This window comes from Pseudoduganella sp. LjRoot289, assembly GCF_964252925.1.
Taxonomy (GTDB): Bacteria; Pseudomonadota; Gammaproteobacteria; order Burkholderiales; family Burkholderiaceae_D; genus Rugamonas.
The window spans coordinates 5,169,536-5,182,058 of sequence record NZ_CAXUPN020000001.1 but is presented as its reverse complement, the minus strand read 5'-3'; the positions used below and the strand labels follow the sequence as shown (position 1 = coordinate 5,182,058).

The window sequence follows — 12,523 nt, the reverse complement described above, 5'->3', positions numbered from 1 at the left end:
CGCCCGAAGAAAAAGCCCCCGTGGCGCGGGGCGACGGGGGCTTGAGCGGTGTGGACGGGCTTATTCGGCCTTGATGGCTTCCACCTGGATCGCCAGTTTCACTTCCGGCGAGAAGTTCGGCATGCCGTAGTTCAGGCCGAAATCGCTGCGCTTGAATTCGGCGGTGGCATCGGCGCCGCATACTTCGCGCTTCAGGCGCGGATGCATGATGCACTTGAACTTGCTCACATTCAAGGTCACCGGCTTGGTCACACCCAGCAGCGTCAGATTGCCTTCCACCGCCACCAGCTTGTCGCCGTCGAATTTCAGCGCAGTGCTCTTGTAGGTCACTTGCGGGAACTGCTCGACGTTGAACATCTCGGGCTTGCGCGCGTGCGCGTTCATCGCCTCCAGGCCGAAGTCGATCGACTTGGCGTCGATGGCGATGTCCAGGCTGCCCTTCTTGCCGGCGCGGTCCAGCTCCACGGTGCCGGTGGTCTTGCCGAACTTGCCGCGCCAGACGGACAGGCCCATGTGGTCGGCCTCGAAGCTAGGGTAGGTGTGGTTGGGGTCGATGTTGAAGGTGTCTGCCATGGCCGAGCTTGCGCCGGCGGCGATCAGTGCGGCGATCAAAAACTTGAATTTCATTGCATCTCCGGATGAGGGTGGGTTTTACTGTGCTGCCACTACGTGGAACTTGATCGTAACATCGTCGGCGACCATGCCGGTATCCTTCCACTCGCCTTCACCTATATTGAAAGCCAGACGTTTGATCGGCAGCGCGCCTTCGAAAACCTGGCTCTTGCCGTCGGTTTTCACGGTCAGCGGGAAGCTCACGTCGGCGGTCTTGCCCTTGATGGTCAGTTTGCCGCTGACGGTCAGCTTGCCGGCGCCGGCGCTCTTGATGGCGGTCGAGGTGAAGCTCGCTTTCGGGAACTGGGCCGCATTGAACCATTCCTTCTTGGCCACTTCCTTGTTCATGTCGGCGTCGCCCAGGTCCATGCTGGCGGTCTCGATCTCCACCGTCGCCTTGGACGCGTCCGGCGCGGCCGCGTTATAGTCGATGACGATGTTGTGCTTCTTGAACTTGGCTTCGATCGGCACGTTCATCTGCTTGAATGTGGCCGACACGGTCGATTTGGAGGCGTCGGTCTTGAGGACGGCGGCGCCGGCCGCAAGCGACAGGCCCAGCAGGGAAACGAGTACGGCGCGTTGGGTGATTTTCATGGATGACTCCTGATTAAAATGGGGTTACGGCAGCATGCGCTTGAGCACATCGTCGCGGTCGATGAAGTGGTGCTTGAGGGCGGCGCCGGCATGGGCCAGCACGGCGGCGGCCATGGCCATGGTCAGCCAGTAATGGACGGGCTTGAACAGCGCCTTCAGTTCCGGCGTGCCCTCGAACAGCGCGGGAATCTGCCACAGGCCGAGGTAGACCACCGGCACATTGGCGGCCGTGGTGTACAGGTAGCCGGACAGGGGTACCGCGAACATGAAGAAGTACAGCGCGTAGTGCATGGCGTCGGCGGCCTTGACTTGCCACTGCGGCATGCCGCGCTGCGGCGGGGGCGGGACATTGGCCTTGCGCCACAGCAGGCGCACGGCGGCCAGCAGCAGGACGGTGACGCCCATCCACTTGTGCCAGGAGTAATACTTGAGCTTGGTGGGCGTGAAGCCCTTGATGTCGACCATCGTCAGGCCCAGGAAAAAGGCGGCGATAATCAGGATGGCGACCAGCCAGTGCAGCAGCATGGCGGTTTTCGAATAGCGTTGCATCGGCTTCTTTCTGAAATTAGTACGTGTTAGGACTAATATACCAAAGAAAAACAAACCGTGCTGGAGACGGCCGGGAATAGTGCATTCCCGGCCTTAAGACTAGCTTAGATTGCCTTGGCCAGCTTGTCGGCGATGCCGATGTAGTTGGACGGCGTCATCGCCAGCAGCAGGTCTTTCGCGTCCTGCGGGATCGCCAGGCCGGTGATGAAGTCGCGCAGCGCCTCTTTCGAGATGCCCTTGCCGCGGGTCAGCTCTTTCAGCTGCTCGTACGGGTTCTCGATGGCGTAGCGGCGCATCACGGTCTGCACCGGCTCGGCCAGCACTTCCCAGCTCGCTTCCAGGTCGGCCGCCAGGCGGGCCGGGTTCACTTCCAGCTTGTTCAGGCCGCGCAAGCAGCTGTCGTAGGCCAGCAGGGTGTAGCCGAAGCCCACGCCGATGTTGCGCAGCACGGTCGAATCGGTCAGGTCGCGCTGCATGCGCGATACCGGCAGCTTCTCGGACAGGTGCTTGAGCACGGCGTTGGCCAGGCCCAGGTTGCCTTCCGAGTTTTCGAAGTCGATCGGGTTGACCTTGTGCGGCATGGTCGAGGAACCGATTTCGCCGGCCTTCAGCTTCTGCTTGAAGTAGCCCAGCGAGACGTAGGTCCAGATGTCGCGGTTCAGGTCCAGCAGGATGGTGTTGACGCGCGCGAAGGCGTCGAACAGTTCGGCCATGTAGTCGTGCGGTTCGATCTGGATGGTGTACGGGTTGAACACCAGGCCCAGGCGCTGCTCGATCACGTTCTTCGAGAAAGCCGCCCAGTCGAACGCGGGGTAGGCCGACAGGTGGGCATTGTAGTTGCCGACCGCGCCGTTCATCTTGCCCAGCATTTCCACTTGCTCGATGCGCTTGATGGCGCGCTGCAGGCGGGCTACCACGTTGGCGAATTCCTTGCCCAGGGTGGTCGGGCTGGCGGTCTGGCCGTGGGTGCGCGACAGCATCGGCAGTTCGGCGTTGACATGGGCGATCTCGGTCAGGCGCGCGATCACGGCGTTCAGCGACGGCAGCATCACGCTGTCGCGGGCCGCTTTCAGCATCATGCCGTGCGAGGTGTTGTTGATGTCTTCCGAGGTGCAGGCAAAGTGGATGAACTCGGTGGCGGCGACCAGTTCCGGCACGTCCTTCACCTGTTCCTTGAGCCAGTATTCCACGGCCTTGACGTCATGGTTGGTGACCGCTTCGATTTCCTTGATGCGGGCCGCATCGGCTTCCGTGAAGTCCGACACCAGCTTGTCCAGCAGCGCGGTGGCGGCGGCGGAGAAAGGCTTGATCTCGGCGAAACCGGCTTGCGACAGCGCCTGCAGCCAGTTGATCTCGACCTTCACGCGGTTGTGCATGAAGCCGGACTCGGACAGGATAGGGCGCAGCTTGTCGGTTTTGGAAGCGTAGCGGCCGTCGAGCGGAGACAGGGCCGACAAAGTGGAATATGGCGTAGTAGTCATGGAGGCGGGAAGCAAGGTTAAAAGAAGCGGTAAGGAAGCGATGCGGCCTGCGCAGCGCGGAAACGCAGGCAATCCGCCATTTTACCACCGCCGCGCAGGCCGAGCCCGGCGGGCGGGCCAGGTGTGGCGGCGTGGACGGTAGCGCACCCGATGAGCCCCCGCGCGGGTTGACAATGTTATACTGCCACCTGATTCCTCAATGTTGGCCTCTATGAAACTTATCGGTTCCCTTGCCAGTCCTTATGTACGCAAAGTTCGGGTGGTGTTGGCAGAAAAAAAGCTCGAATGCCAGTTCGAGCTGGAAAACGTGTGGGTCGCCGAGACGCGCATCAATGAAGTGAATCCGCTCGGCAAAGTGCCGTGCCTGATCATGGAGGACGGCCAGGCGATGATAGACTCGCGCGTCATGGTCGAATACCTCGACACGCTGACGCCGGTCTGCAAGCTGCTGCCGCCGAACGGGCGCGACCGCGCCGACATCAAGTGCTGGGAAGCGCTGGCGGACGGCGTGGCCGACGCCGGTGTGCTGGTGCGCCTGGAGCGCACGCAGCGCCCGCCCGAGCTGCAAAGCGAGGAATGGATCGCGCGCCAGATGAAGAAGGTGCACCTCGGCCTGGCCGAGCTGGCCCGCAAGCTGGACGACTCGCCTTACTGTGCCGGCATCCACTACACGCTGGCCGACGTGGCGGTCGGCTGCGCGCTGGGCTGGCTGGCCTTCCGCTTCCCCGAGATCGACTGGCGCGGCGACCATCCCAACCTGGCCCGCCTGTTCGACAAGCTGTCCGAGCGTCCGTCGTTCCGCGACACCGTGCCGCAATAAGGCCGCGCCTCCGCCATGCTGAAACCGAAGCCGGCCGCGCCCGCAGCCAGCGCCCAGCAGCGCCGCCTGCAGATGGCCGACATCGCGCGCCTGGCCGGCGTGTCCACCTCGACCGTGTCGCGCGCGCTGGCCGGCAGCAAGCTGGTCAACGATGAAACGCGGCAGCGCGTGCTGGAACTGGCGCGCTCGCTGAACTACTCCATCAATATCGGCGCGCAAAACCTGCGCCTGAAGCAGAACCGCACCGTGGGCGTGGTGGTGCCGTACGACCCGGACACCCGCCAGCAGCTCACCGATCCCTTCTTCCTGGCCATGCTGGGCAGCTTGGCCGACGCCCTCACCGAGCAGGGCCTGGACATGCTGCTGACCCGGGTCGACGCCGGCCAGCTGGACGCGGCGGCCCAGCCTTTCGACAGCGGCCGCGTGATCGGCGTGATCCTGATCGGCCAGTGGCGCCACCACGACCAGTTGAACCAGCTGGCCGCGCGCCGCGTGCCCATCGTGGTGTGGGGCGCGCAGCTGCCGCAGCAGCTGTACTGCACCGTGGGCGGCGACAATGTGGCCGGCGGCGCGCTGGCCACCGGCCATCTGCTGCAGCGCGGCCGCCGCCGTATCGCCTTCCTGGGCGACATCAACCTGCCCGAGGTGGAGCACCGCTACCAGGGCTATTGCCAGGCCCTGCGCGCGCAAGGCATCGCGCCAGATCCGCAACTGCAGGTGCCGGTGTCCTTCCTGCCGGGCGGCGGGGCGGAGGGCGTGCGCGAACTGATGCGCCGGGGCGCCGCGTTCGACGCCATGTTCGCCAGCAGCGACTTGCTGGCGATGGCCGCCATCAACACGCTGCGCGAACTGGGCCGCCCGGTGCCCGACGACGTGGCCGTGGTCGGCTATGACGATATCGAGCTGGCTTCCTACTTCCATCCTCCGCTGAGCACCGTGCGCCAGCCCATCGCCGCCGCCGGCCGCGCGCTGGTGGCCTCGCTGCTGGAACTGGCTGACGGCCAGGGCGCGGCTTCGCTGCAACTGCCCACCGAACTGGTGCTGCGCGCCAGCGCCTGAGTTTCCTTCTGTCGCCTTTTCGGCGATATGCAACCGTTTGCAATCGGCACGAACGTCCTGAAAATGCAGGAAACAACTGATCTTTAATTTTTATTGCAATCGATTGCAATAATTTTGAAACTGTTGAATAATGAGGCAACTGCACACAGCAGACATGCCGCCAAACGATGCGGCGCCCCTAAAACCGGAGGAGACCGAAATGAAATTCCACCCAGCTAAATTGGGCTGCATGGCTGCGGCCGTCGCAACCGCACTGATGCACCTGAGCGCCACCGCCCAGCAATCCCCCTCCACCGAGCAGGCCGTCGCCGCGCAATCCGATGCCGCTACTGCCGCTAACGCCGCCGGCAGCGGCACCGCCAGTACAGCCACCGCCACTGCCGCTCCGGCCCCGGTCGCCGCCGCCGCCGACGGCCTGAACCTCGAGCGCGTGATCGTCACCGGCACCGCGCGCGGCCAGTCGAAAATGAAGTCCAGCGTGTCCTCCAGCACCATGGACCTGGACGCGATGACGCGCAACGCCCCCACCAGCGCCGCCGAGCTGTTGCGCGCCATCCCGGGCCTGCGTTCGGAATCGTCGGGCGGCGAGGGCAACGCCAACATCACCGTGCGCGGTGTGCCGATTTCGGCCGGCGGCTCGCGCTACGTGCAGATGCAGGAAGACGGCTTGCCGGTGCTGCAGTCGGGCGACTTCAACTTCATCACGCCGGACAGCTACGTCAAGATCGATGGCACGCTGGACCACCTGGAAGTGGTGCGCGGCGGTTCCGCCTCCACGCTGGCCAGCAACTCGCCGGGCGGCATCATCAACTTCATCTCCAAGACCGGCGACGAGCAGGGCGGCAATATCGGCATCACGCGCGGCCTGGGCTACGACCAGACCCGCTACGACTTCAGCTATGGCGGCCCGCTGACGGCCAAGACGCGCTTCTTCATCGGTGGCCACTACCGCAACGGCGAAGGCATCCGCCCGACCGGCATGAAGACCGAAGACGGCGGCCAGGTCCGGGGCAACATCACGCACGAATTCGACGGCGGTTTCCTGCGCCTGTCTTTCAAGCACCTGGACGACAAATCGCCGACCGCGCTGCCGGTGCCGGTGCAAGTCAATCGCGGGCGCATCAGCGAACTGCCGGGCATGGATCCGCGCACGGTCAGCTTCTACTCGCCGAACTGGGTGCGCGACGTGTCGCTGGACAAGAACAACGGCAAGGTGTCGAGCAACGTCAACGACGGCCTGGCCGTCAAGAGCGACAGCTTCGGCGTCGCGCTCTCGCTCGACCTGGGCCAGGGCGTCACGCTGAGCGAGAACTTCCGCAAGTCCAGCAACAGCGGCCGCTTCATCGGCGTGTTCCCGTCCAATAACGGCGTGGTGGGCAGCTACGTGATCGCCACCGGGCCGCAGAAGGGCCAGGCCTACCAGGGCCGCGCCTTCAACGCCGTGGTGTTCAACACCTCCATCGACGACGCGGGCAATACGCTGAACGACGTCAAGCTGTCGAAATCGCTGACGCTGGGCGGCGCCAAGCTGACCGGCACCGCCGGCCTGTACACGTCGTCGCAGCAGCTCGGCCTGACGTGGAACTTCAACGAATACCTGATGCAGGCCAAGGGCGACAGCCCGGCCCTGCTGCAAACGGCGAGCAGCACGCCCGGCTTCATCGGTCCGGCCTTCGGCGGCTGCTGCTCGCGCGCGGTGGACATGGAATACAAGCTCGATTCGCCCTATCTGAACCTGGGCTGGGAAAACGGCCCGCTCAACGTCGACGCCAGCGTGCGCCAGGACCGCCAGCGTGCCACCGGCACGGCCAACATCGCCACCGGCGGGCTGCGCTACGAAGCGGCCACCCAGCAGATGGTCAACTACAAGATCGACCACACCTCCTACTCGATAGGCGGCAACTACCAGCTGCAGCGCAACCTGTCGCTGTTCGCCCGCGCCAGCGACGGCGTGGCCTTCAACGCCGACCGCATCCTGTTCGGCACCCCGCTCGACGGCAGCGCGCCGGTCAACATCAACACCGTCAAGCAGCTGGAAGGCGGCGTGAAGTGGCGGCAGGGCGGGGCCAGCGCCTTCCTGACGCTGTTCGAGGCCAAGACCAGCGAGAGCAACTACGAAGCGACCACCCAGATCAGCACCGCCAACCGCTACCGCGCGCGCGGCGCCGAGCTGGAGGCGGCCTACCGCCTGGGCGACTTCCGCATGAACGGCGGCCTGACCTGGACCGACGCCGAAATCACCGGCACCGCGCCCGGCCAGGAAGCGGTGATCGGCAACACGCCGCGCCGCCAGGCCCGCGTGGTCTACCAGCTGGCGCCAAGCTACACCTGGGGCGACGCCACCATAGGCGCGAGCCTGGTCGGCACCGGCAAGGCCTGGGCCGACGACGCCCATACCATCGTCATGCCGGCCTACCGCGTGGTGAACGCCTTCGTGCAGTACAGCGTGACGCCGAAAATCCAGCTCATGCTGAGCGCGAACAACCTGTTCGACCGGCTTGGCTATACCGAGGTGGAAGGCGACGGCCACGCCGCGCGCGCCATCACCGGCCGCGCCGTCAAGGCCAGCCTGAGCTACTCCTTCTGACCTTTACGCCTAGTTACTGAAGATGATCATGATGTCCCCGCCTTTGCAGTCCTTGTTGTCCGCCATGCCGGCGCTGCCCGAATCGGAGCGTGATGCAGTCACGCGCCGTTATGGCGAGCAGGAGGGCGTGCTGTACCGGCGCCTGTCCGGCCTGTACGGCGGCCAGCCCGGCTTCCAGCAGTGGTATGCGGATCTACTGGCGCAAGTGGGGCGTCTGGCTGCAGCGCGGCCGGCCGCGCTGCAAGCCCAGGATGCCGAGCGGCTGGCGCGCCCGGACTGGTTCCTGGACCAGGCCATGCTGGGCTACTGCGCCTACGCCGACCGCTTCGGCGGCAGCCTGGCCGGCGTGGCGCGGCGCATCCCGCACCTGCAGGAACTGGGCGTGCGTTATCTGCACCTGCTGCCTTTCCTGCGGCCGCGCGCCGGCGAAAACGACGGCGGTTTCGCGGTCGCCAGCTTCGACGACGTCGATCCGCGCCTGGGCGGCAACGCCGACCTGGACGCGCTGACCGCGCAGTTGCGCGCGGCCGGCATCAGCTTGTGCTCGGACTTCATCCTCAACCACGTGGCCGACGACCATGCATGGGCGCAGGGGGCGCGCGGCGGCGACGCTGCGCTGCGCGGTTACTTCCACGTCTTCCCCGACCGCGTGCTGCCGGACCGTTACGAGCGCACGGTGGGCCAGGTGTTCCCGCAGGTGGCGCCCGGCAATTTCACGCAAGTCGACGCCATGGGCGGCTGGGTCTGGACCACCTTCTATCCCTACCAGTGGGACCTGAACTACGCCAACCCGGCGGTGTTCGCCGAGATGGCCGCCGCGCTGCTGCGGCTGGCCAATCGCGGCGTCGAAGTGTTCCGGCTCGACTCGACCGCTTTCCTGTGGAAGCGGGAAGGCACGAACTGCATGAACCAGCCGGAGGCGCACGCCTTGCTGCAGGCGCTGCGCGCCATCGTCGCCATCGCCGCGCCTGGCGTGCTGCTCAAGGCCGAGGCCATCGTGCCGATCGCCGAGTTGCCCGCCTACTTCGGCGACGCGGCCGGGCCGGAATGCCACATCGCCTACCACAGCAGCCTGATGGCGGCCGGCTGGGGCGCACTGGCCGAGCAGGACGGCGCGCTGCTGCGCGAAGTGCTGGCGCGCACACCTGATCTGCCGGCCGACACTTCCTGGCTCAGCTATGTGCGCTGCCACGACGACATCGGCTGGAACGTGCTGCGTGCCGAAGCCGAAGGTGACGCGGCATTGGCGGCAGCCGCGGCAGCCGAGGGCGGCGGGAAGCAGCACGCCCGCGCGCGCCTGGCCGCCATCGCCAATTTCTACGGCGGCGCGGCTGGCAGCTATGCCGACGGCGCGCTGCCGGCCGGCGTCGCATTCCAGAGCAGCGATCCGAACGCGGCGCATGGCAGCAACGGCATGGCGGCCGCGCTGGCGGGGCTGGAAGCCGCCAGCCCTGCGCTGCGTGACGGGGCGCTGCGGCGTGCCTTGCTGCTGCACGGCCTGGCCTTGTGCGCCGGCGCGCTGCCGGTGCTGTACATGGGCGACGAACTGGCCCAGTGCAACGACCATGGCTACCTGGCGCGCCCCGAGCACGCGATGGACAGCCGCTGGCTGCAGCGTCCCGCATTTGACGAACACGCCTTTGAGCAGCGCCACGATGCATCCACCGCCGCCGGGCGGATGTACGGCGGCCTGCGCGCGCTGCTGGCCGTGCGCAGGCGGCTGGACGCGTTGGCCGCCGGCGCGCCGCGCACGGTGCTGGAGTCGGCGCCCGCCGTGCTGGCGCTGGCGCGCGGCCCGCGCTTCCTGGCGCTGTTCAATTTTTCCGGCGCCGCGCAGCGCCACACGCTGGAAGGCGCCTGGCGCGACAGCTTGACAGGGCAGGTATGCTCGGGTGTAGTGGAGTTGGCGCCCTGGGCCATGCTTTGGCTGGAGGCCGCGCGATGACAACCGACAAGCTAGGAATACAGATGGAACAGCAAGCAAAAACGGCTGCGGCCGTGGTCTACGGCGAAGCGCTGGTCGACGATTTCGGCGATGTGCAAGTGGTGGGCGGCGCGCCCTTCAATGTGGCGCGCAACCTGGCCGGCTTCGGCATGCCGCCGCTGATGGTGACGCGCGTCGGTGACGACGCCAACGGCGCCCGCATGCGCGCCGAGTTCGGCCGTTTCGGCATGAGCGAGGCCGGGCTGCAAGTGGGGGCGGGCGAACCGACCGGGCGCGTGCAGGTGGAGCGCACCGGCGACGGCAGTCACCGCTTTCACATCCTGCCCGACCAGGCTTACGACCGGGTGCAGAGCGCACCCATGCTGGCCGCGCTGGCGGCATCGCCTGTCCCCGCCGCCGTCTACTTCGGCACGTTGGCCCAGCGCAGCGAAGGCGGCCGCGCCGCATTGCAGGCACTGCTGCAAGCCTGTCCGGCGCCGCGCTACCTGGACCTGAACCTGCGCGACGGCCAGGCCACCGAGGCCACCGTGTTCGACTCGCTGTGCCAGGCCGACACGCTGAAGGTCAACGAGGATGAGCTGATGCAGCTGTTCGACTGGTACGCCCACATCAGCCCCGGCACCGCCGACATGGACAGCCTGGATGTGCGCATGGCTTGCGCCGAGCTGATCACCAAGTTCTCGCTGGCCAGCATCATCGTCACGCTCGGTCCGCGCGGCGCAGTGCACTACAGCGCCGCCGGCGACGTCACCGCCAGCGGCCCGGCCGAAGTGCCGCGCATGGCCGACACCGTCGGCGCCGGCGACGCCTTCTCCGCCGTCTACCTGTACGGCAGCGCGCAAGGCTGGCCGCTGGCGCAAACCATGGCGCGCGCCAACGCCTTTGCCGCCGCCATCTGCGGCATCGCCGGCGCCGTACCGCAGGACACCGCCTTCTATCAACCCTGGGTCGCGCGCTGGAACAGCGCCGCCTGAGATCCGCACCGGAGCACATCATGGCGCAGCACAAGCCGCACCTTTCGTTCTGGCAGATCGTCAACATGAACGTCGGATTCTTCGGCATCCAGTTCAGTTTCGGCCTGCAGCAAAGCAGCATGAGTCCCATCTACAGCTACCTTGGCGCGGACGAGGCCAGCTTGCCCTACCTGTGGCTGGCCGGTCCCGTCACCGGCCTGCTGGTGCAGCCGCTGGTGGGCGCGCTGAGCGACCGCACCACCAGCCGCTTCGGCCGCCGCCGCCCCTACTTCCTGGTCGGCGCCATCCTGTGCAGCCTGGGGCTGCTGGCCATGCCGTTCAGTTCCGCGCTGTGGATGGCCGCCAGCCTGCTGTGGATACTGGACGCGGCCAACAACGTCACCATGGAACCCTACCGCGCCTTCGTCAGCGACCGCCTGGCGCCGTCCCAGCACTCGCTCGGCTTCCTGACCCAGAGCGCGTTCACGGGACTGGGGCAGACGCTGGCCTATCTGACGCCGTCCCTGCTGGTGTTCCTCGGAATGAGCAGGGACGCGGTCAGCGGCAGCCACATTCCGCACGTGGTGATCGCGGCCTTCCTGATCGGCGCCGTGTTTTCGCTGAGCAGTGTGCTGTGGACCTTGAAGACCACGCCCGAGCTGCCGCTCGATGAGGCGGAACTGTGCCGCATGCGCGCCGCGCCCAAGGGCTGGCGCAACACGCTGGGCGAGATCGCCGCCGCCGTGCGCGACATGCCGCCCACCATGCGCCAGCTGGCGCCGGTGCAGCTGTTCCAGTGGTACGCCATGTTCTGCTACTGGCAGTACATCATGCTGTCGCTGGCCTCCACGGTGTTCCACAGCACGGACCCGGCCTCGCCCGGCTTCCGCGAAGCGGGCCTGCTGAACGGCCAGATCGGCGCCTTCTACAACTTCATCGCCTTCCTGGCCGCTTTCGCGCTGGTGCCGTTCACGCGCCGCTATGGCCCCAAGCGCATGCACAGTGTCTGCCTGGCGCTGGCCGGCGCCGGCATGCTGGCGATACCGCTGATCCACAGTCCGGCCTTGCTGCTGTTGCCGATGCTGGGCATAGGCGTGGCCTGGGCCAGCATGATGGGCAATCCCTACGTGATCCTGGCGGGCAGCATTCCGCCCGAGCGCACCGGCGTCTACATGGGCATCTTCAATATGTTCATCGTGATTCCGATGATCATCCAGATCCTGACCTTGCCGCTGTACTACCGGGCATGGCTGGGCGGGCGTCCGGAAAACGTGATCCAGCTGGCGGGCGTGCTGATGCTGTGCGCGGCGGCGGCGATGCTGCTGGTGAAGGTGAGGGCGGCGGCAGGGCGGGGCCAGGAGGCGGGAGGGGAGCTGGCCGCCGCAGCGGGGGCGGCGGCCAAGGGCTGAAGCGTAAGCCGGGGGCTTATTCGGCCATCTGGCTCTGCAGATAGTTCTGGATGCCGACTTTGGCGACCAGGTCGATCTGCGTTTCCAGCCACTCGATGTGTTCTTCGGTGTCTTCCAGTATCATCAGCAGCAGGTCGCGCGACACGTAGTCGCCGACCTTCTCGGATTGCGCGATGCCTTCCTTGATCGTGATGTGCGCGCCGCGTTCCAGTTTCAGGTCCAGGGCCAGCATCTCTTCGGTGTTCTCGCCTATCATCACCTTGTGCAGCGCCTGCAGGTTGGGCAGGCCGTCCAGCATCAGGATGCGGTCGATCAGTTTGTCGGCGTGTTTCATTTCGCCGATCGATTCTTCGTACTCTTTCTTCGCGATCTTCTCGAAGCCCCAGTGGCGGTACATGCGCGCGTGCAGGAAGTACTGGTTAATGGCGGTCAGTTCGTTGGTCAGCTGTGCGTTCAGCAGACGGAGGACGTCGGTATCACCCTTCATGGGAGGCTCTCTTTTATCTGGTTGTTG

At 66.0% G+C, this 12,523-nt stretch carries 11 protein-coding genes; 6 read left to right on the top strand and 5 right to left on the bottom strand.

Annotated elements, in window-relative coordinates; translation table 11 throughout:
• Window positions 1-60: 60 nt before the first annotated feature.
• From ACSQ8Y_RS22290 to purB, 4 genes are all read right to left on the bottom strand, one after another.
• Window positions 61-627 (bottom strand): YceI family protein, encoded by a 567-nt coding sequence (locus tag ACSQ8Y_RS22290; RefSeq protein ID WP_436268609.1) that lies wholly within the window; start codon window positions 625-627, stop codon window positions 61-63.
• A 24-nt stretch (window positions 628-651) separates the two neighbouring features.
• Window positions 652-1,206, bottom strand: a complete 555-nt coding sequence (locus tag ACSQ8Y_RS22285) for a YceI family protein (protein WP_436268608.1) — start codon at window positions 1,204-1,206, stop codon at window positions 652-654.
• 24 nt (window positions 1,207-1,230) lie between these two features.
• The gene (locus tag ACSQ8Y_RS22280; RefSeq protein WP_436268607.1) at window positions 1,231-1,755 is read right to left on the bottom strand and encodes a cytochrome b; all 525 of its coding nucleotides are present in this window, start codon (window positions 1,753-1,755) and stop codon (window positions 1,231-1,233) included.
• Between the two features lie 104 nt (window positions 1,756-1,859).
• Window positions 1,860-3,236: an adenylosuccinate lyase gene (gene purB / locus ACSQ8Y_RS22275; protein WP_436268606.1), complete on the bottom strand. Its 1,377-nt coding sequence runs from the start codon at window positions 3,234-3,236 to the stop codon at window positions 1,860-1,862.
• 211 nt (window positions 3,237-3,447) lie between these two features.
• Between purB and ACSQ8Y_RS22270 the strand changes: the two genes are divergently transcribed.
• The 6 genes from ACSQ8Y_RS22270 (at window position 3,448) to ACSQ8Y_RS22245 (ending at window position 12,009) form a co-directional block, all read left to right on the top strand.
• Window positions 3,448-4,056 (top strand): glutathione S-transferase family protein, encoded by a 609-nt coding sequence (locus tag ACSQ8Y_RS22270; RefSeq protein ID WP_436268605.1) that lies wholly within the window; start codon window positions 3,448-3,450, stop codon window positions 4,054-4,056.
• 15 nt (window positions 4,057-4,071) lie between these two features.
• A complete protein-coding gene (locus ACSQ8Y_RS22265; protein WP_436268604.1) occupies window positions 4,072-5,115 on the top strand; it encodes a LacI family DNA-binding transcriptional regulator in 1,044 nt (347 codons plus the stop codon).
• 199 nt (window positions 5,116-5,314) lie between these two features.
• The gene (locus ACSQ8Y_RS22260; protein WP_436268603.1) at window positions 5,315-7,702 is read left to right on the top strand and encodes a TonB-dependent receptor domain-containing protein; all 2,388 of its coding nucleotides are present in this window, start codon (window positions 5,315-5,317) and stop codon (window positions 7,700-7,702) included.
• 28 nt (window positions 7,703-7,730) lie between these two features.
• Window positions 7,731-9,647, top strand: a complete 1,917-nt coding sequence (locus ACSQ8Y_RS22255) for an alpha-amylase family glycosyl hydrolase (RefSeq protein ID WP_436268602.1) — start codon at window positions 7,731-7,733, stop codon at window positions 9,645-9,647.
• Window positions 9,648-9,670: 23 nt separating this feature from the next.
• Window positions 9,671-10,621 (top strand): PfkB family carbohydrate kinase, encoded by a 951-nt coding sequence (locus tag ACSQ8Y_RS22250; RefSeq protein WP_436268601.1) that lies wholly within the window; start codon window positions 9,671-9,673, stop codon window positions 10,619-10,621.
• Window positions 10,622-10,641: 20 nt separating this feature from the next.
• Complete coding sequence (locus ACSQ8Y_RS22245) at window positions 10,642-12,009, top strand: MFS transporter (protein WP_436268600.1); 1,368 nt, start codon at window positions 10,642-10,644, stop codon at window positions 12,007-12,009.
• Between the two features lie 16 nt (window positions 12,010-12,025).
• Here ACSQ8Y_RS22245 and bfr read toward each other — a convergent pair whose 3' ends face one another.
• The gene (bfr, locus tag ACSQ8Y_RS22240) at window positions 12,026-12,496 is read right to left on the bottom strand and encodes a bacterioferritin (RefSeq protein WP_436268599.1); all 471 of its coding nucleotides are present in this window, start codon (window positions 12,494-12,496) and stop codon (window positions 12,026-12,028) included.
• Window positions 12,497-12,523 lie beyond the last annotated feature (27 nt).

Coding starts and splice junctions, on each gene's coding strand:
- ACSQ8Y_RS22290 (WP_436268609.1), bottom strand. CDS start 627: ATGAAATTCAAGTTTTTGATCGCCGCACTGATCGCCGCCGGCGCAAGC.
- ACSQ8Y_RS22285 (WP_436268608.1), bottom strand. CDS start 1,206: ATGAAAATCACCCAACGCGCCGTACTCGTTTCCCTGCTGGGCCTGTCG.
- ACSQ8Y_RS22280 (WP_436268607.1), bottom strand. CDS start 1,755: ATGCAACGCTATTCGAAAACCGCCATGCTGCTGCACTGGCTGGTCGCC.
- purB (WP_436268606.1), bottom strand. CDS start 3,236: ATGACTACTACGCCATATTCCACTTTGTCGGCCCTGTCTCCGCTCGAC.
- ACSQ8Y_RS22270 (WP_436268605.1), top strand. CDS start 3,448: ATGAAACTTATCGGTTCCCTTGCCAGTCCTTATGTACGCAAAGTTCGG.
- ACSQ8Y_RS22265 (WP_436268604.1), top strand. CDS start 4,072: ATGCTGAAACCGAAGCCGGCCGCGCCCGCAGCCAGCGCCCAGCAGCGC.
- ACSQ8Y_RS22260 (WP_436268603.1), top strand. CDS start 5,315: ATGAAATTCCACCCAGCTAAATTGGGCTGCATGGCTGCGGCCGTCGCA.
- ACSQ8Y_RS22255 (WP_436268602.1), top strand. CDS start 7,731: ATGATGTCCCCGCCTTTGCAGTCCTTGTTGTCCGCCATGCCGGCGCTG.
- ACSQ8Y_RS22250 (WP_436268601.1), top strand. CDS start 9,671: ATGGAACAGCAAGCAAAAACGGCTGCGGCCGTGGTCTACGGCGAAGCG.
- ACSQ8Y_RS22245 (WP_436268600.1), top strand. CDS start 10,642: ATGGCGCAGCACAAGCCGCACCTTTCGTTCTGGCAGATCGTCAACATG.
- bfr (WP_436268599.1), bottom strand. CDS start 12,496: ATGAAGGGTGATACCGACGTCCTCCGTCTGCTGAACGCACAGCTGACC.